The organism is Chromobacterium sp. (assembly GCF_041912965.1).
In the GTDB taxonomy this organism is placed as follows: Bacteria; Pseudomonadota; Gammaproteobacteria; order Burkholderiales; family Chromobacteriaceae; genus Chromobacterium; species Chromobacterium aquaticum.
The window spans coordinates 1-15,434 of sequence record NZ_JAYSGF010000064.1 but is presented as its reverse complement, the minus strand read 5'-3'; the positions used below and the strand labels follow the sequence as shown (position 1 = coordinate 15,434).

23 protein-coding genes are annotated in these 15,434 nt (G+C 59.7%); 1 reads left to right on the top strand and 22 read right to left on the bottom strand.

The features are described 5' to 3' along the window. From ACE3QM_RS21640 to ACE3QM_RS21615, 6 genes are all read right to left on the bottom strand, one after another. The coding region (locus ACE3QM_RS21640; protein ID WP_374424786.1) for a DUF1833 family protein at positions 1-206 on the bottom strand (206 nt) is incomplete at its 3' end. A 254-nt stretch (positions 207-460) separates the two neighbouring features. Further along, entirely contained in the window at positions 461-808 is a 348-nt protein-coding gene (locus ACE3QM_RS21635; protein WP_374424784.1) for a hypothetical protein, read from the bottom strand. A gap of 8 nt (positions 809-816) precedes the next feature. After that, the gene (locus ACE3QM_RS21630) at positions 817-3,759 is read right to left on the bottom strand and encodes a phage tail tape measure protein (RefSeq protein WP_374424782.1); all 2,943 of its coding nucleotides are present in this window, start codon (positions 3,757-3,759) and stop codon (positions 817-819) included. Positions 3,760-3,817: 58 nt separating this feature from the next. Next, positions 3,818-4,546: a phage antirepressor KilAC domain-containing protein gene (locus ACE3QM_RS21625; protein ID WP_374424780.1), complete on the bottom strand. Its 729-nt coding sequence runs from the start codon at positions 4,544-4,546 to the stop codon at positions 3,818-3,820. Between the two features lies 1 nt (position 4,547). After that, positions 4,548-4,793 carry a hypothetical protein gene (locus ACE3QM_RS21620; protein ID WP_374424778.1) on the bottom strand — a complete coding sequence of 82 codons (246 nt, stop codon included), beginning with the start codon at positions 4,791-4,793 and terminating at the stop codon, positions 4,548-4,550. Positions 4,794-4,911: 118 nt separating this feature from the next. After that, complete coding sequence (locus tag ACE3QM_RS21615; protein WP_374424776.1) at positions 4,912-5,076, bottom strand: Arc family DNA-binding protein; 165 nt, start codon at positions 5,074-5,076, stop codon at positions 4,912-4,914. Between the two features lie 89 nt (positions 5,077-5,165). Between ACE3QM_RS21615 and ACE3QM_RS21610 the strand changes: the two genes are divergently transcribed. Then, entirely contained in the window at positions 5,166-5,471 is a 306-nt protein-coding gene (locus ACE3QM_RS21610) for an Arc family DNA-binding protein (RefSeq protein ID WP_374424774.1), read from the top strand. 30 nt (positions 5,472-5,501) lie between these two features. On the opposite strand, the gene ACE3QM_RS21605 is transcribed toward ACE3QM_RS21610, so the two are convergent. The 16 genes from ACE3QM_RS21605 to ACE3QM_RS21530 all read right to left on the bottom strand — a co-directional run. Beyond that, positions 5,502-5,858: an SHOCT domain-containing protein gene (locus tag ACE3QM_RS21605; RefSeq protein WP_374424772.1), complete on the bottom strand. Its 357-nt coding sequence runs from the start codon at positions 5,856-5,858 to the stop codon at positions 5,502-5,504. 42 nt (positions 5,859-5,900) lie between these two features. Continuing rightward, the gene (locus tag ACE3QM_RS21600; RefSeq protein ID WP_374424788.1) at positions 5,901-6,170 is read right to left on the bottom strand and encodes a DUF1799 domain-containing protein; all 270 of its coding nucleotides are present in this window, start codon (positions 6,168-6,170) and stop codon (positions 5,901-5,903) included. 47 nt (positions 6,171-6,217) lie between these two features. Then, positions 6,218-6,529 carry a phage tail assembly chaperone gene (locus tag ACE3QM_RS21595; protein ID WP_374424770.1) on the bottom strand — a complete coding sequence of 104 codons (312 nt, stop codon included), beginning with the start codon at positions 6,527-6,529 and terminating at the stop codon, positions 6,218-6,220. 13 nt (positions 6,530-6,542) lie between these two features. After that, positions 6,543-7,187: a phage tail protein gene (locus ACE3QM_RS21590; protein WP_374424768.1), complete on the bottom strand. Its 645-nt coding sequence runs from the start codon at positions 7,185-7,187 to the stop codon at positions 6,543-6,545. A gap of 51 nt (positions 7,188-7,238) precedes the next feature. Beyond that, entirely contained in the window at positions 7,239-7,673 is a 435-nt protein-coding gene (locus tag ACE3QM_RS21585; protein ID WP_374424766.1) for a hypothetical protein, read from the bottom strand. Continuing rightward, a complete protein-coding gene (locus tag ACE3QM_RS21580; RefSeq protein ID WP_374424764.1) occupies positions 7,673-8,023 on the bottom strand; it encodes a DUF3168 domain-containing protein in 351 nt (116 codons plus the stop codon). Before ACE3QM_RS21580 ends, ACE3QM_RS21585 begins: the two co-directional genes overlap by 1 nt. 2 nt (positions 8,024-8,025) lie before the next feature. After that, on the bottom strand, positions 8,026-8,547 hold the full coding sequence (locus ACE3QM_RS21575) for an HK97 gp10 family phage protein (protein WP_374424762.1): 522 nt from the start codon (positions 8,545-8,547) through the stop codon (positions 8,026-8,028). A 7-nt stretch (positions 8,548-8,554) separates the two neighbouring features. After that, positions 8,555-8,857, bottom strand: coding sequence for a phage head closure protein (locus tag ACE3QM_RS21570; RefSeq protein WP_374424760.1), 303 nt, complete (start codon positions 8,855-8,857; stop codon positions 8,555-8,557). A gap of 1 nt (position 8,858) precedes the next feature. Further along, a complete protein-coding gene (locus ACE3QM_RS21565; protein ID WP_203389910.1) occupies positions 8,859-9,176 on the bottom strand; it encodes a head-tail connector protein in 318 nt (105 codons plus the stop codon). Continuing rightward, positions 9,157-9,492 (bottom strand): hypothetical protein, encoded by a 336-nt coding sequence (locus ACE3QM_RS21560; RefSeq protein WP_374424757.1) that lies wholly within the window; start codon positions 9,490-9,492, stop codon positions 9,157-9,159. The genes ACE3QM_RS21565 and ACE3QM_RS21560 overlap by 20 nt, the downstream gene beginning before the upstream one ends. 48 nt (positions 9,493-9,540) lie before the next feature. Next, entirely contained in the window at positions 9,541-10,782 is a 1,242-nt protein-coding gene (locus ACE3QM_RS21555) for a phage major capsid protein (RefSeq protein ID WP_374424755.1), read from the bottom strand. A gap of 73 nt (positions 10,783-10,855) precedes the next feature. Continuing rightward, a complete protein-coding gene (locus ACE3QM_RS21550) occupies positions 10,856-11,650 on the bottom strand; it encodes a head maturation protease, ClpP-related (protein ID WP_374424753.1) in 795 nt (264 codons plus the stop codon). Beyond that, positions 11,601-12,914: a phage portal protein gene (locus ACE3QM_RS21545; RefSeq protein WP_374424751.1), complete on the bottom strand. Its 1,314-nt coding sequence runs from the start codon at positions 12,912-12,914 to the stop codon at positions 11,601-11,603. The genes ACE3QM_RS21550 and ACE3QM_RS21545 overlap by 50 nt, the downstream gene beginning before the upstream one ends. Then, positions 12,911-14,575, bottom strand: coding sequence for a terminase large subunit (locus ACE3QM_RS21540; protein ID WP_374424749.1), 1,665 nt, complete (start codon positions 14,573-14,575; stop codon positions 12,911-12,913). The genes ACE3QM_RS21545 and ACE3QM_RS21540 overlap by 4 nt, the downstream gene beginning before the upstream one ends. Beyond that, positions 14,575-15,018, bottom strand: a complete 444-nt coding sequence (locus tag ACE3QM_RS21535) for a terminase small subunit (protein WP_374424747.1) — start codon at positions 15,016-15,018, stop codon at positions 14,575-14,577. Before ACE3QM_RS21535 ends, ACE3QM_RS21540 begins: the two co-directional genes overlap by 1 nt. A gap of 148 nt (positions 15,019-15,166) precedes the next feature. Then, on the bottom strand, positions 15,167-15,434 hold a 268-nt coding region (locus tag ACE3QM_RS21530; RefSeq protein ID WP_374424745.1), incomplete at its 5' end, for a hypothetical protein.

Below are 15,434 nucleotides of genomic sequence, written 5' to 3'. Positions count from 1 at the left end.
TGATTGTCGGAGTCGTCCGGCAACGTGATGTTGAACGCGCAGGCGATAAACTCATTGCCGGCAACCACGATGTTCTGCATGTCGTTGACCACCCGCACCGGCACGGCCAGCAGCGGGTGCCGAATCTCGAGCAGAACAAGCATGATGTCGTCGGCGCTGGTAGCGTTGAGTTGCTCGCGCGCGTGTTGGGAGTAGGGACGGGCCATGTGGGCTCCAGAAATGAAAAAGCCCCGCAGGTGCGGGGCTACGTTTTATGGCCTGTGAAGCCACGCGTGCAAACAGGTCAACATGAGCAGCACGACAGAAGTGATACGAGCGCCTGGACTTGAGTGGTCAATAATCAGAACGAAAAAGCACAGCAGGACAAGACAATTTTTCATGGTGGTCAATCCTATAGATGATGATCGAACCATCAAATTGTCGAGTGCACCGTAATGTTTTTCCTCTTGGGTGTTTTGGGTTATCCAACTGTCTCTAAAGTTGCCGTTGCCGTCCATGCATCCGGCCCGCTAGGCCGAAATGAAAGCGGCTCAGTAAAGCGCGCCCGGGCGGTCTTACCGAACAGGCTCAGCGTGAACCAGTCGACGCCGCCGCGCAGCGTCTCCCAGTGCCAGTTGTCGAAGGCTTCGCGGTTGGCCGCGCCGTCGATCAGCAGCGTCATGCTGCGAGTCACGATCGGCAGCGACCACCGCGCGCGCTGCTTCGGAATGCCGCCATCCATCGGCGAGCGTTGCACGCCGAAGTCGGCCTTCTCGCTGTAGCCCTCCATGTCGATCATCACGTAGTCGGGCAGGGCGGTGATGGGCATAGCTCTCCTTATCTGCCGCCGCGGCGCAGGCCGTAGGCGGCTTCCATGGTGGACGATACCGGGCCGCCACGCCGCACGTCGGTGACGATCATGTCGATGATGACCTTGCCGAACTGATCGATGCGCGGCTGCCCCTGTTGCTGGGCTTGCAGCGGCTGGCTGCTCTGGTTGATCACGTTGACTTGGACATCTACCGACGGCGCCGCGCCGGCATTGCCAGCAGTTCGCACCCCCAGCCGGCCGGCAGCGTCGCGGGTCAGTGGCATGATCGCCTCGGGCCCAGCTTCGCCCATCACTCCCAGCCCACCGGCGTGGGAAAACGCCGTAGGTTTGCTGACGATGCTGTTGGTGAATGCGCCGCCGTTGGCGAACATCTGCACGCCGCGCAGCCACGCGCCGCCGGAGGCCATGACGGTTCCGGCCTCAATGGGAGCGGGAGGGCCGCTGCGTGTGAAGGACAGAAGACCTGGCAGCGCCTGAGCCAACGGCCCGGTAATGCTTTGCCGGATCTGGATGCGGATCATGTCCTCGATGATGCTGTTGGCCAAGTCCTTGAAACTGGACTTGCCGGTCATCACGAACTTGGTCAGCGCATCCTCCATGCCGCCCATGCCACGTGTCCACGCCGCGCCTACCTCATCAGCGATGTTGATGGCGTTGTCGGCGTAGTCCTCCAGGGCGCGGCGCGAGCTGACCACCCAGTTGCTGCCCATGGCGAGCCGGTCATTGACCGCCTGAACCGCGGCCTCCACCTTCTTGGCGCCCTCCATTTGCAACAGGCGCTTCTCGCCTTCCAGGTCATCAACAATCTTGGATCGGACCGCCTTGGCGCCAGGCGTTGACGCGGCCGCCTCATCGGCGCGCGCTTGGTTGAGCTTGATTTGCAGGTCCAGCAGTTGGCGCTTGGTTTCCTTCTCCGCTTCCCAGGCCGCTTGCGCCTTCTCGCGCTGGGCCATGTTCATGGTCAGGAATTCCAGTTGCTTGCGCACATCTTCGCTTTGCAGATCCTGCTCGCCAGCGCGGCGCTGGTCCGCTTCGTCCAGGGCTTTCTGGACGCTGATCTGCTCCATCAGCGCCTTGGTCAGTTCCTGGCGATAACCCAGCTCGTCGGCCAGGCTGGCGCGCAAGCGCAGATTGGCTTTGGCCGCATCCGTGACCGCCACGCCTTCCTGCTGGCGAAACTTCAGCGCCAGCTTCGCGCCCTCTGTCATTTTTTCGTATGCTGCGCCGTTTTGCCGCATCGCCCCGGCAATCTGGTTTTCAGCCTCGATCCGAGCGCGCAGGTCAGCCACTTCACGGTCTTCGGCCTTGCCGAATGCAGACGATTTCCTTCCGCCAGGGTCTTTGTGTTGCTCATTGAAGGCAGCGATAGTCTTGTCGTTGTATGCTTTCAGCTGAGCCAGCGTCAATCCTTTCGCTGCTGCCGCTGCTTCAGTTTCCGCCTCGCGTATTTTCTTGGCGAAATCCAACCTTTCTTGGGCTTTGGACTTGAACTTCTCGTGCTCTTTATCAAGAAAAGCCGCTTGTTCTTTGCCACGAGCTGCATCTTGCAGTCGCTCCGCCTCTCTGCGTGCTGCTGAGCTAATTGCTCGCTGATCGCTTTCGTAGATGGCTTCAGCTTTTGCCCTGGCTTCTAAGTGAGTCAGGTTTGAAGAAGGCCCCATCGTCTGCTGAATTGCATCAATAGCCGCATCGCGGCGACGCTTGATTTCCGCGGCATCCATTGCGCTGACAAGCTTATTCCACAAGCTTGTATACCAAGTAAGCGCCTCGGCAGCTGGACCCTTCAACCTGTCTGTCAATTTATCCAGCGTAAATTGAACAGCCTCTTGCTGTTTTCCTGCCTCGACAAGTTGCTTCACATATTCCTGCTCTGTGTAGGACATAATGTGAAACTGCTCATCCAAGTCCTTGGCAGCTTTTAATGGGTCTTCAAACATCGAAGAAAGCTTTCCGGAAACCTCCTGAGATTTCTTGCCAGTGACTTCGGCATATTGGACGATCGCTACACTCATTTTCTCGATCGTTTCGGCGCTATATTTTCCAGACAAAGTTAAACCGGAGGCAATTTCTTTTGCCATTGCAGAAGATGCAAGGCCAGTTGCCGATATTTTCTCAGCCAGCATTGCGAACTGCTGTTCGGTCATCCCTGAAAAATAATTTGTAGCTGCCATCGCCACATTGAATGCTTTGAATTGCTCATTCACCCTGTAAATTTCATAGCCGATAGCAGCAAATGCGGCGGCAGTGACGGTGAGCGGCGTAACAAGGCCAAGAACGTATGTGGCCATTGCCTTGGCTGCGGGCCCGACACCACCAAATGAGTCTTTAAGCTGACCGCCTTGTTGGATCAGCACGAGCATTGGATCTTGCCCGCCAGCGAGCGAAGTGGCGATATCTGTGAATTGCGCCGGCAGCATGCGCATTGCGTTCGACATTTCACCCGCGGTCAATCCAACACGGACTTGGCGTGCCGATACTGCTTCCAACTGTTTCAGGTAGGGCTCCAGCGCTCCCACATCAACGCCGCGCTGGCCAGCGAGCACGCGGAAATACTCGGCGCTGTTGCGGTCGCCAACGCGCATTGTGACGGTGGTGCGCTGGATCGAGCTGATCATGTTGCGGGTTGCAGCATCCAGCTTGCGCGCGGCCTCGTTGCCGGCGTCGCCGATTTTCTCAAGCGACCCACTAACGGCCTCCGCCGGCGCCGCGCCTTCACGCAGGCTGGCCAGGGTTTTCTTAACGCGCTGGCCGGATTGCTCGGTCTTCCCCGCCGCCTTTTCTGCGCCCTGGCCGATCTTGTCGATGCCGGCGCCGGCTTCTGTGCCGGCCTTGGCAGCGGTTTGCCCGAGCCCAGCAACGGCAGCGTCAACCTTGGCGATGGCGGCGGTGACGCCTTCTTCGCGGACCTCCAATTCGATAATGCCGCGGCCGATTTGTTCGTTTGACATTTAAACTCCAGGCAATAAAAAACCCGCCGTAGGGCGGGTTGAGTAGATAACAGGCGATTTAGTGCATCGTTCGAACATTCTCAGCAAGTTTGGCCAGCCCCTTGGGCGTCACCAGCACCTGCTCAACCACTTTTTCACTACCATCGCCGCGGCTGACGGTGGTGACTTTGTGCTCCAGCACGCCGGCCTGGATTTTGTCTTGGTAGGCGGTCCATGATGCGCTACCGGGGCGCTTGTAAATCCAGCGGTGCTGATTGAGGTAGGTGAACAAGTCCTTCGGCCGCAGTTGCAAGGCCTTGGCGGCATTGGTGATGCATGATGCGCCGTCGGCTTCCGCGATGCGCTCCAGGGCCTGGACCTTGGGTGCCATGGATTCCACCTTGTTCTCCAGTGACAAAACCTTCTCACTGTAGGTCAGCAGCAGACCGCGCATCGCTGCCGGGTCATTCAGCACCTGGATAGGGTCGGGCTGCTGCGCTTTCTGCGCCAACTCCCAGAAAGCTTTGACCAACGCTTTCTTGAACTGCCGCACGATGTCGCTGTTGCGCATGTAGGTCAGCAGCAAGGTGGATTGCTGTTCGTTGAGTACCGCATACTCCACATCGCTACCGCCATGCTGGCCTTGCAATCTTGGTCGGATTTCAAATCCGACCAAGCCAAACTCTTTCAAATCATCAAGATAAGTGCGAACCAACTTGATCACGCTCGCGTGGTCGTTTTGTGTCCCCTCAGCAATCGTTAGGGAGGTGGTGACGGCGGCGCCATTGATAGTGGTAACCAGGTTCATGTCACACCCCCAGCGCGATGGATTCGGCTTCCTCGCGGAAGAGGTCGGCCTCGTTGTGCAAGTCGCCCGCTACAGCTCTTCCAAGCGATGCCAGCTTAGTGATCGTGTCGTCTTGCGACAGCCTGGCAATAGCGGCAAGGATTCCGGCGAGGCTATCCGCGTGAATCATGGTGATGTCGGCGGCGTCCATGCTACGGGCTGCCATGGTCTTCACTTGACTTTGTTGGGTTTTTGCGCTAGTTTCCATAGCGAATTCTCCTTGAATTACCCGATTCAGAAATTCTCTAGATGCCCCGGTTGCCGCCGGGGCATTTTCGTTTGTACTGCAATCTTGCCAGAGCGGACCACCTGCCTCCAAGTGACCGTCAGGATGATTCTTCAATTTTCTCCTCCTGCTTTTTGCTGGCTTCAAGACGCGCGATTACTTCGCTAGTCAAGCTCCTGCGGTTATCAACGGCCTTATGCTGCAGCCAGACCTTAAGGTCTTCTGGCAACCTCATGCTCGTTGGCGGTGGAACGATGGCTTTCATCTACGGCGGTCCTTTTTAGTAAAGCACAGTGCTATAGTAGTACCGTGCTTCATTGCGGTCAAGCACCGTGCTGCATTAATATTTGGCTTATGGCACGCACAGACCCACAAGTGAACATCAGGATGCCGGAAGTCCTGAAGGGAAACCTTCAGGAGTCCGCTTTTGAGAATGGCCGGTCTCTCAATGCAGAGATTGTTCACCGGCTTGAGATGTCTTTTTTACGAGAGACGGCTGCGTCAGAAGGAGCCGTTGTAGCTACTATCCCTGCGCTGATCGATGAGGCCAACGGCGAACTTTTGATTCGGGAGATTGCTGATCGTATTGTCGAGCGAGTCTTCAGCGAAGATGAGATGGAACGGTTCCAAGCACTACAGAACAAGAAGAAGCCAAAGTAAAGAAGCCGCCCATGGGCGGCTTTCTTCACTTCAGACCTTCGCAGAAAGCAACTTCTCTTTCTGCTGCTGGAACTCATCGTCGGTCAGTACACCTCGGTCACGAAGTTCCGCCAGCTTCTCAAGCTCGCTTGCAATGCTGTGAGGCTCCGCAGGTTTTGCTATCGCTTTGATCTGCTCGAGCTGAATTTCCCGGTCAGCCCGTTCTTGCTCTTGGCGTATGGCTTCTTTTTTCAAGTTCGGAGTGATCAGCAAGATCAGTCCAGAGAGCAACGGGGAGAGGATCACCGCCAGGAAAAAGAAAAGCCCGCCATTACGCCCCCTGGCATCCGCCCAAAAGCCGATTGCAACCGCAAGGCATACCCAGAACATGAAAACAGCGACTTCCACGGCGGCTCCTTCTGCTTTTCAAATGACGTAAGGTTAGCATTTCTATTGCGATGCTGCCTCCGCCATCACCCGCAGCGCTTCAAGCTCCATCACCTGGACATCCTCTTCCAGTTCCTCAGCCTCGATGTCATCGAGCTTGAGACGACCGATCATCCGGTACAACACGTTGTAATCCAGTCCAACAGCCCCCCCAAAACCGACCCGCCATTGCGTGCGCATTCGAGCAAACAGGATGACAGCCTGCCAATTATCCGGCCATACCTCCACGTCCTGTTCGTTCATATCCTCTGGCCGGAGCCCGAATGATGCCAATTTGGCCGCATCGGGCGCCGGCTCGTAGAGCGCGCGCGCGGCGGCCTTCAGTTTCCCTGCCGAACTCCAACGAGCTCTTGCAGGTAAGCGCCCCAAATTGCCGACCAGGCGCCATGATGGTTTTCCAGCAGCTGCACCAGGTTGGCCCGGTTGAACTCGTCGTCCAGATCCCAGCCTGCGGTGCAGGATTCGATCAGGTCGATATCGCTGGTTTGGTCCAGCTTCTCGATGCGCTTGCGCAGCTCGGACTTGGTGCAGTGCTTGAAGGTGAGCACCACGTCGTCAGTGCCACCGCCCGGCACGGGGATGGCGACGGTGGCGGGAAAGGTCGGCGCGGCGGCCAGGGTCAGTTTTGCCATGGTGGCCTCCAGATCAGTAGCGGGTCGGGCGGCCGATCAGCGAGAAGCTGACTTTCACCGACATGATGTTGCCTTGGGACAGCTCAGGGGTGTCGTTGAACGACACATAGCCGTTGTAGAGCAACACGCCGCCGTTGGGCAGGGTCAGCAGCATTGCCGTGGGCTTGCGGCTGTCGGACGCCGCGCGCAGCACGGCGTAGCAGGGTAGGGTCGGGTCATCTGCCAGCTTGATGGCGATAGACATGGCCGAGCGGCCGCTGGGAATCTGCTGCTCTTCGTCCGATTCCAGGAACTTGTAGTTGGCGTAGGTGGTTTCGCCGCCATTGGTGTTGAATTCCAGAACCTGCGGCATGGGCACCCAGCCGGAGACAGCGCGGGCACTGCCAACGCCCAGTCCCGCCGGATAGGTTTTCGTGTCGGAGGTATCCATGGTGTCCAGCTTGAACTTGTCGGCGGCCGGCGCCGGACCAACGCGGACGATGCGGCCATTCAGCCGTTGCCAGCCGCTGGTCAGCTCGATGATGTCGGCGGCAGCAAAGCCATGGCCGACGGCGCTGGCCTCGCCCGGGTTGGCGTTGGTGATGGCGGTGATGGTCTTGGCCGCGCCGTAAGCGCTGGCGATCTGCAGGGTGCTCCCGCTGGGCAGGGTGACAGCCATGTCGGTCCTCTCTTCGTAAAAAGTAAGGCCCGCTCAGGGCGGGCCAGTGGGTTAAGCGATTTCAATCGGTGGCGCTGTCAGCACCAGGGTGAAGCGCCGGGCAAGCAGCGCATCCGGCGACCTGCCGCCGATGGCGCGCGAGGTGACCAGCGCAGTGAACCAGAATCCGCCGGCGGGTTGTGCCAAGCGGAAAGCGGCGGGGCCGCGTTGGCCAAAGGCCTGCATCAGCAGCGCCTGGCCGGCGTCGTCCACCTGCAGCAGATCAATGTCCTGCTGGATGGCGCTGGGCCAGGTCTTGGCGACATGCGGGTAACTGCGGTTTGCCAGGTTGGTGACGCTGGTCTGCCACTGCTCTGCCATGTCGCCAACCGTGCGCACGCCGCGAACTCGGGTAAACCCTAGCGCGGCAAAGCCGGTGGCGTCCGTCGTGACCGGCAGCGCCAGCGAGATGGCCAGCTCGGTGCCGGCTGCCAGCGTCGGCTGCATTACGGGTCTCCTGAAAAGTGGAAGTCCTGACGGCTGCCGCGGTATCCGACAGCCGGGTCGTACAGCGCCACCGCGCCGCCGGCAATCAGCCCGAACAACGGTCCTGCCACAAGTAGGCGCTGAGCGGCGCGCTGGAGCTCAGCGGCTTGCAGGCGTGACTCAGACCAAATGGTGATTTGCATACGAGGCATGACACTGCTGCCGATACCTTCCAGGAACTGCACCGGGCGGCCTCCGACTTGCTGGTAGAGGATGTAGGGCGGCGGAGTGCCTGGCGGCGCGGTATCTGGGAACACGTTGCCGGCAACCAGCGGCCCCAGGGTGTTGAACAACTGTTCTTCCAGCTGCACGGCTATCCCTCCTGCAGTTTCTGGCGCATGCGATCACGGGCGGCATCCAGCGCGGCACCGATCTTGGCGTCGTAGGCCGGGCGCAGATAAGGTTTGGCCGGCACCCAAACCGGCTGCGCCAGCCGCTCTTTGGTCGGCACCCATTCTCCGTTTTTCAACTGGATAAACCGGTTGACGCGCCAGTGCCCATATTCGATCTGGTACCAATGCTTGGCAGTGCGTTTGTTGACGCCGATGGCATAGATCTGCCGCTTCTCGTCTGAACGCTGTTTGACATAGGTCCGGTAGATGGACTGCTTCAGCCTGCCGGATTGCTCGGGCACGTTTGCATGGATTTCGTCATACAGCACGCGCGCGCCGGCGGCCGCGCCAGACAGCATGGCATCACTCAGCTTGGCCACCAGCTCACTCAAGCCGGCGGTGATGTCCGAGTGATCGAAGCCAATGCCGAAGCTGCCGCTGTCGAAAAGCTGCGCCGATGTGTTGTGGCCGCGACCGCTGCCGCTTCCTCTCCGTCTTCCCATTGCCGCCTCACTTTATTGCCTTAACTGCGAGGTCCAGGTATTCGCCGCGCTGATCCGGCAGCACCGCCGAGATTTCGTAGATCACACCGGCGTAGCGCACCCGCATGCTGGCGGTGACCGTCCGGCGCCGGATACGTATGCTGGCCACAGTTTCCTGCTGCTGACGATCGGCGCTGATGTACTCGCGGCCGTTCATGAAGCGGACATTTGCCCAGATGGGCGGCAGATCCTGCCAGGTGTTGGTCGGCTGGCCGGCGCGGTCGCGGCCGTGTACCAACTGCTGCAGGATGATGCGTTTGTCCAACGTCATGTCACGATCCCCACGTTTTGATCGGATCAAGCAGACCAGCGAGGAAAGGCGAAGGGCAGAGCTGCCGAATTGTCGCCGCCTCAGGGTTCTGAATCCAGTGGACGCACTGAGCAATAATCCACAACCGAACGGACTGCGGAAGCGGCTTCAGGTCGGCAAGTTTACGCTCGGTTTGATGCTCAGCCACTTCACACGCTGAGGCGATCAAAGTCGGAATCAGCGCGTCGTAAGCGTCGATGTCGGCGTCAATCCGGGCGGCCAGTTTGACTTCAGCAATGCTGACCAGCTCGCCCTGGATTTCATTCGTCGGGCCAGTCATCGTGCAGGATCTCCTTTCCGCCATCGGCCAACGCCATGGCAATAGCGTCGGGGTGGTCGTCCAGCGCATCCGCATGCTGTTGCGCCAGCACGGCCGGCAGCGTCAGAACGGTGTTGGGCTGGTAACGCGTGTCGCTGATGGTGACAGCGGACAGAACGCGAGCGGTGATCACAGCATCCGGCGCCGGTGGGGATTCGGCAGTTGCCTCCGGCTCGCTGGCGGGCTCGGATTGGTGAGCAACTTGCTCCGGCTCAGGTTGGATGACGGCATCCTCCGGCGGCGCCGGCGGCTGGGTATTTTGGGGCTTCGGTGGCATGGTTCAATATCCAGTGCAGCCCGGCCGTGGCCGGGCTCAGGTTGAGGATTAGGACGCGGCGTTCTGGTAACACTTCACCGCGCCGCCGACATCCAGCAAGTTACCTCCGGAGCGCATGAAGGCGACAAAGCCAACCTGGGCCTTCAGCGTATAGCGGGAGTCGGTCATGCGGTACAGGGTGAGGTCCATCACGTCGCGGATCAGGTATTTGCTGAAGTCGCCGAACAGGATCGACTTTTTGCCGGCGCCCATAGGGTCCATGTTCTGGTTGATGTTGATCGGGCGATTCAACAGGCGATCCGGCGCGCCGCCGGGGTTGCCTTGTTCGTAACCGGGCACGAAGATCGGACGGCCGTTGCTGTCCTTGATCTTCCGGACCGCTTTCAGCGTGTCGTCGTGCATCATCAGGCCGCAGGCCGCGCGATAGATGGGATCGACACTATGCTCCAGATCGACAAGGTCATCGTAAGTCACACTGGCAACCTGTCCGGTCGCGCCGGCCTTACCCAGCGTTGCGGCAGTCACCAAGCCCTTGGGCTGGCTAGTGCCAGTGCCAAGAGTTTGGTGTCGGTTCTGGATGCGCCACAGGCGCAACTTCAACAGGTTCTGGATGTATGCCTCGATATCGATCATCGAGTCCTGAAGCAGCTGGAGCGGCAGGGCAATCGACTTGGACGAGTACATGTACACACTCATGTTCGCCTGGCCAAAGGTCGTGTCCTGCGTAGACACTTCCGTGTTTTCGTTAATGATCTCGCCTTCTTCCTGCGTCGCATCGGCAGTCGGGAACAGCATCTGCGCGCCGGTTCCGGTGCGAATGTTGCTGGCGACAGCGCGAACGCCGCCCATCGACCTCATAGCCTCCAACAGCGTGCGCGAGAATTCGGTTGCCACGGTAAAGCCACCCTCGGTGCTGGTCGTGGTGGACATGGCTTGACGCATCTCCGGAGTCTGACGAGCAGCAGATGCTTGTAGCTGTGCCGGCGTGAGCGCGGAGAGGCCGCCAGTCAGCATGGCGCGCAGTGCTGCGGATTCATCAGACTGACCACCGTGGCGCGTAGCTTGGTCCAGTGCGTGTTCGTGCTCGGCCTGTTCATCGCCGGCGATCTGGTTCAGGCGGTTTTCCCGCGCGATCTCGGCATCGATGGCCTCGATCTCATTCAGGACCGCGTCCAGCTTTTCGGCATCGGCCGCGGGCATGCGCTGGTCGGCCGGATACTTGTTGTTCAGTTCGGTGGCTTCGCGTGCCTTGGCATCGCGGCGCGCGCGCAGTTGAGCGATCTTGCTCATGTGACTTCCTTTCTGGGTGTGGAAACAAGAAGACCCGCCATCGGGCGGGTCTGGTCTGGGCGCGCGGCGCGCGTCAGAGTCTGGCTACGAGCTGCAAGCGCTGGGCTTGTCTGGCTCTGTGGTCTTCACTGGCGAAAACGGAGACGGCCGGCTCTTTGTCTTGGCCATCGTCGGGGTCGTTGTCGGGCTGGCGATCAGATGGATCGGCCTGGGGCGCATTGAGATAGGCGCTCAGATTCCATTGGCGATTAGCCGCAGCACTCGGGGAGGGGGCTTCCAGAATGCTGTCGATGAAACCATGCTCCAGCGCCTGCTCGGCGTTGAACCAGGTTTCGGCTTTACACCATTCCACGATCTGATCGCGCGGCTGACCGGAGCGGCCCATGTAGCGCTCATACATCGATTCGTCGCAATTGCGCAGCAGTTCCACCACCTTGGATAGCTCGTCGTCGTTGCCAATCGCCAGCGTCCACGTTTTGTGGATCATGTACTTCGAGCCGGAGGTGGCCACCACCTCATCGCAAGCGCAGGCGATTGAGGTCGCCGCGCTGGCGGCGTAGCCTTCGATCTGCATGGTGATGTGGGCCGGGTGTTCACGCAGCGCCTGGCAAATGGCCTCGGATGCAAATACGTCGCCACCGGGGCAGTTGGTATAGAGCCGGATGTTTTCGGCCTTCAACTGGCGCAGCGCCGGCACGAAGTCCTGCGGGCAGATGCCGCCCCACCATTCGGCGGTGACGCGGTCGCCGACAATCGGGTCATACAGGTAAATGGCGGTTTCACCATTGTCCTGCGCGACAATCTTGCTCTTCACCGGCTCAAACGGCCGGCGGTTCTGCGCCAGCAGCTGGAGCAGTCGGTTGCGCATTGGAGCCTCCATTCCGTTGCAGGTTATCGTTTGCCGGCAGGTTTTCCAGCCGGCGAATCTCGTTATGGTCCATAAAGGGCATCTCGCCGGCGCGGCCCAGCGCAATGCGGTAGGCCTCGTAGCGAGACTTCAGATCGCCCCGCTCAAGAGCGGCGGTGATGTGCTCGACGTAATGCTTTTCACGGACCGGCCAAAGTTTGCGATTCAGTTCCTGGGCAATCGGTGTCAGGTGCCGTTGCAGCGTGTAGCGGACGAAGCCGATCCCCATGTTTTCCACGCCGGAACCCCAACTGGTGGTTTTGTCCGTATGGCCAACCAAATGGGGCGGAACACCCAGAATTCGGCAGATTTCCTCAACGGTGAATAGCCGGGTAGCTAAGATTTCGGCATCTTTGCTATTAACCGAAAGCTGGGCCGGTGTCAGCCCGCCATCCAAAATCAGCGGGCCGCGGCCACCGTTTTGCAGCCGCGCCAGCAGGCTGGCGCGCAGCGCGTTGAGTTGGTCCGTCTTCAGTTTGCTGTCGGTTTTCAGCGCATAGTCGAACTGGGCGCCGTCCGAGAAAAAGCGACCGGTGTAGCGTTGGCCGGCCAGCGCCGTGCCGATGGCCTCGCGCGCGGCGTAGGTAATCGGGCTGGGGCTGGTCAGCCCGTCAAACCCCAGGCTGGGCAGATGCAAGATGTCGGCGCTATCCAGCACCTGGGATGGCTCGCCGTGAGGATTGATGCGATATAGCACCCGTCCGTCTTTCTTGAACGGCTGAACCGAAAGCGGGTGCAGCGGCTCCCATCCGATCACGCGATTACTGACCGGGCTCGGCCGTATCCACCTGGCGAAGCCGTCCCCGTAGAACAACTTTCCGCTGATCACATATTCCCACGCCGCGGCGGAAGTCCAGTTCTCGCTGGCCTGCTCGTTGAACAGGAACCAGTAAGGGTGATCGGCCTTGCTCGGCCCATTGTCGGTTCGTTGGTAGATGCCTACGGGCAGGGTGGCGATGGCGCCGGCGATCAGCGACACGCAGCCATATACGGCGGACACCCGCAGCGCGGTATCTCGGGTGACTTGCTCACCAGATGAACTTCGTGCGTTTGCGCCCAACAGGCTAGCCAGCTCAGCAAAGCTCGTGCCGCTGCTGGTGACCTCGTTTTCTCCGAGATTCGTCAGGCCGGCCCGCTCCGCAGCGCCGTCGCGCGAGGCGATCCAGTCGGCCAGCACCCGAGATCCATACTCGCCGGTATTTACTGTGATGTTGGTCGTGTTCATAGGGTGTAGATACCAGGTCCGCCGCGGGCCTCTGGATTCAGGGCCATCAGCTGGACTGCGTTGAAAAGGGCCATCAGTGGATCGATCTTTGCCGTTCCGCTGGCCGCCTTAGTGATCAGCATGGCGTTGCCGCGCGGCTCGGCCCGAGCGTTGCCGACGCACCATGCCATCATTGGCGATCCGTCATGTTCAAGCACGCCTTCCGCTAGCTTGCGCTCGGTGGTTTTGATGGCGCCGGTCAGCTTCCAGCCCTGGCTGATGCCGATGATCTTTTCCTGATCCACCTCGGCAGAGACCAGCGCATCCAGTACCGCTCCGATGCCCGCGGGATCAAGGCCGGCTTTGTCTAGTAGGTCGTATTCCTCAATCTGCGCGACATAGCCCGCCAGTTGCTCCACGTCCTCCCCAATCCGATTAACCAGCGTCAAGTTGCCGGCGCGCGCAAAATCTTGGAGGACGGAGGCAATCTCCTTGCGCCGCTCCAGAACAGAAGGGTGCGCCCAGGCGTGCATCCAACCCAGCCATTTGCCGGTGTCGCCATCGCGGCCGACCGCGGCGAACCCGAGCAAATCGTCTAGGCCGCCGCCATCAACACCAACGGTGATCACCTCGCTGCGCTCGATGAGCTGTTCCAGGGTCAGCCCTGGGCGAGCCTGCGGCAGCCAGAAGTCAACGCCGGCCCAGCGGTCCATCCTCAGGGCCAGGCCGATTTCCACGTTCAAGTGCTTGGCCAGGATCTGCTGGAAGGTGCCGTCGACCTTGTGCGAGTTTTTGCGGAGCTGATCCTCCAGCCATTCACCGCTGACAGATCGGCCCAGGTTCGGGTTGGTGATGTGGAAGTTTTCGGGCTTCAGGTAGCCCTTGTCCTTCAGGATGTGATCCGGGAACTCGTACAGCACGCCCAGCGAACGGCGATCCGTTATTTTTCCGTCCCGCACATCACGAAAGTACTGCAACTTGTCGCGGAACACGCCGGCCGGTGGCTCGTCGCTCTGGGTAGTCAGGATGATGACCCAGCCTTCTTCACGCGATATCTGTCCGCCGAGTGCTTCAATAAACATCGCCTCCGCGTTGGCGCGCTTACCGAACAACCAGTGCTCATCGATCAAGATGCGGCCTGACTTCTTACCGGATACGGTGTCGGTGTCCGCAGCCACCACCTTCATGGATGCGCGCGTCACCCGGTGGGTGATGGTGCGCAGGTGGTCTTGAACGTGGAAGAGGGCGGACAGTTCTTCATCAGCCCGAACCATGCCCGCCGCTGGCTTGAACGAGTTGTCGGCAACCTCCTTGGTTGGCGCCAGAATCAAGTGCTCCTCATCCGTTCGCCAGCACAGAATGACTGCCGTCAGCATGATGCCGGCGGCGATGGTCGACTTCGTGTTCTTCTTGCTGATCAGCAAAAAGAACTCGCGGATCAACTGCTTTCCGGTCTCGGCATCGTATGCGCCAAAGATGGCGGACACGAAGTCGAATACCCACTGGTCGGAGCATTCTCCAAAAGTCGGTTGGCCCGGCAGGTCCACCACTTTCAGTGCCTTGAATATCTCCAGCGCCTGCGCTGCAGTGTCCGGAAAAATCGGCGGCGGAATAATTGACTGTCGATTGGTCAGCCTTTCCGCCCAGTCCGGGCAGCTGGTTGTCCATTCGGGTGCGCCCATTATTTACCTACGATTTTCAGTGGAGGAGGTGGCGGCGCCGAGAACCGGCCGCCTACTTTCTGGGCGGCGTCTTGCTTCTCTTCCTTCTTGCCACCTTCGCCCAGCTTCTTGTGCGTGAATGGCAGCATCGCCTTGGCCGCATCGATGCGCAGTTTCGGCTCCAACTCGGGGTCGTTCATGGCGGCCTTCAGGAATACCAGCGGGTCGCTGTGCTGTAGAGCCTTACCAAGGTCGAACGATGGGGCGGACGGAGGTGGCGAGCCGTTTTCTACTGCTTTGCGGTGTTTCGCGAGGTATTCGACGACATCCGGGTCTTTAACAAGACGCGACCCAGCCGCCGACGCCGTTTTTTCGCTGTATCCCGCAGCGATTGCCGCGTCCTTATTGGATTTGCCGGCTAACACGGCATCCGCGAACGCCCGTTTGCGTGGTGTTAAAGCCATTAACAAAATCCGTAGAAGGGGGAAATAATCTGCGCGTGGGAATACAGCCGGTCTAGGGTCCATGCCTCTCAGGGTTTTGACCACCCCCCGGCCCACACGCCCTTAGAAGACCTCGCTACTGGCCCGCCAGCGGCCACTGCTGCACGATCTACACTTCAGGCGCGCGGTGCATCATGGTGATCTCAACCACGATACGCGGCTTGCTGGAGCCCAAGCTGCCATCAGAGTGAGTCGTGGAGTAGACGCGCGTCGCAAAATCGGAGGCCGCCAGGTCAAGGCCTGCGGCCTCGGCGACAGCTTTGAGCGCCAAGGCATGGAGATCACGCTCGTCAATATGGGCCCGATAGACAGTCCTGTTTTGGTGTTCTCTACTCACATTGATGGCCATTCTGTCTTCTCCTGTCTCTGCTTCTCGC

Coding starts and splice junctions, on each gene's coding strand:
- ACE3QM_RS21575 (WP_374424762.1), bottom strand. CDS start 8,547: ATGGGAAGACGGAGAGGAAGCGGCAGCGGTCGCGGCCACAACACATCG.
- ACE3QM_RS21540 (WP_374424749.1), bottom strand. CDS start 14,575: ATGGGCGCACCCGAATGGACAACCAGCTGCCCGGACTGGGCGGAAAGG.
- ACE3QM_RS21620 (WP_374424778.1), bottom strand. CDS start 4,793: ATGGAAACTAGCGCAAAAACCCAACAAAGTCAAGTGAAGACCATGGCA.
- ACE3QM_RS21555 (WP_374424755.1), bottom strand. CDS start 10,782: ATGAGCAAGATCGCTCAACTGCGCGCGCGCCGCGATGCCAAGGCACGC.
- ACE3QM_RS21550 (WP_374424753.1), bottom strand. CDS start 11,650: ATGCGCAACCGACTGCTCCAGCTGCTGGCGCAGAACCGCCGGCCGTTT.
- ACE3QM_RS21630 (WP_374424782.1), bottom strand. CDS start 3,759: ATGTCAAACGAACAAATCGGCCGCGGCATTATCGAATTGGAGGTCCGC.
- ACE3QM_RS21585 (WP_374424766.1), bottom strand. CDS start 7,673: ATGCAGCCGACGCTGGCAGCCGGCACCGAGCTGGCCATCTCGCTGGCG.
- ACE3QM_RS21535 (WP_374424747.1), bottom strand. CDS start 15,018: ATGGCTTTAACACCACGCAAACGGGCGTTCGCGGATGCCGTGTTAGCC.
- ACE3QM_RS21560 (WP_374424757.1), bottom strand. CDS start 9,492: ATGCCACCGAAGCCCCAAAATACCCAGCCGCCGGCGCCGCCGGAGGAT.
- ACE3QM_RS21590 (WP_374424768.1), bottom strand. CDS start 7,187: ATGGCTGTCACCCTGCCCAGCGGGAGCACCCTGCAGATCGCCAGCGCT.
- ACE3QM_RS21570 (WP_374424760.1), bottom strand. CDS start 8,857: ATGACGTTGGACAAACGCATCATCCTGCAGCAGTTGGTACACGGCCGC.
- ACE3QM_RS21545 (WP_374424751.1), bottom strand. CDS start 12,914: ATGAACACGACCAACATCACAGTAAATACCGGCGAGTATGGATCTCGG.
- ACE3QM_RS21610 (WP_374424774.1), top strand. CDS start 5,166: ATGGCACGCACAGACCCACAAGTGAACATCAGGATGCCGGAAGTCCTG.
- ACE3QM_RS21565 (WP_203389910.1), bottom strand. CDS start 9,176: ATGACTGGCCCGACGAATGAAATCCAGGGCGAGCTGGTCAGCATTGCT.
- ACE3QM_RS21635 (WP_374424784.1), bottom strand. CDS start 808: ATGCCCATCACCGCCCTGCCCGACTACGTGATGATCGACATGGAGGGC.
- ACE3QM_RS21615 (WP_374424776.1), bottom strand. CDS start 5,076: ATGAAAGCCATCGTTCCACCGCCAACGAGCATGAGGTTGCCAGAAGAC.
- ACE3QM_RS21595 (WP_374424770.1), bottom strand. CDS start 6,529: ATGGCAAAACTGACCCTGGCCGCCGCGCCGACCTTTCCCGCCACCGTC.
- ACE3QM_RS21625 (WP_374424780.1), bottom strand. CDS start 4,546: ATGAACCTGGTTACCACTATCAATGGCGCCGCCGTCACCACCTCCCTA.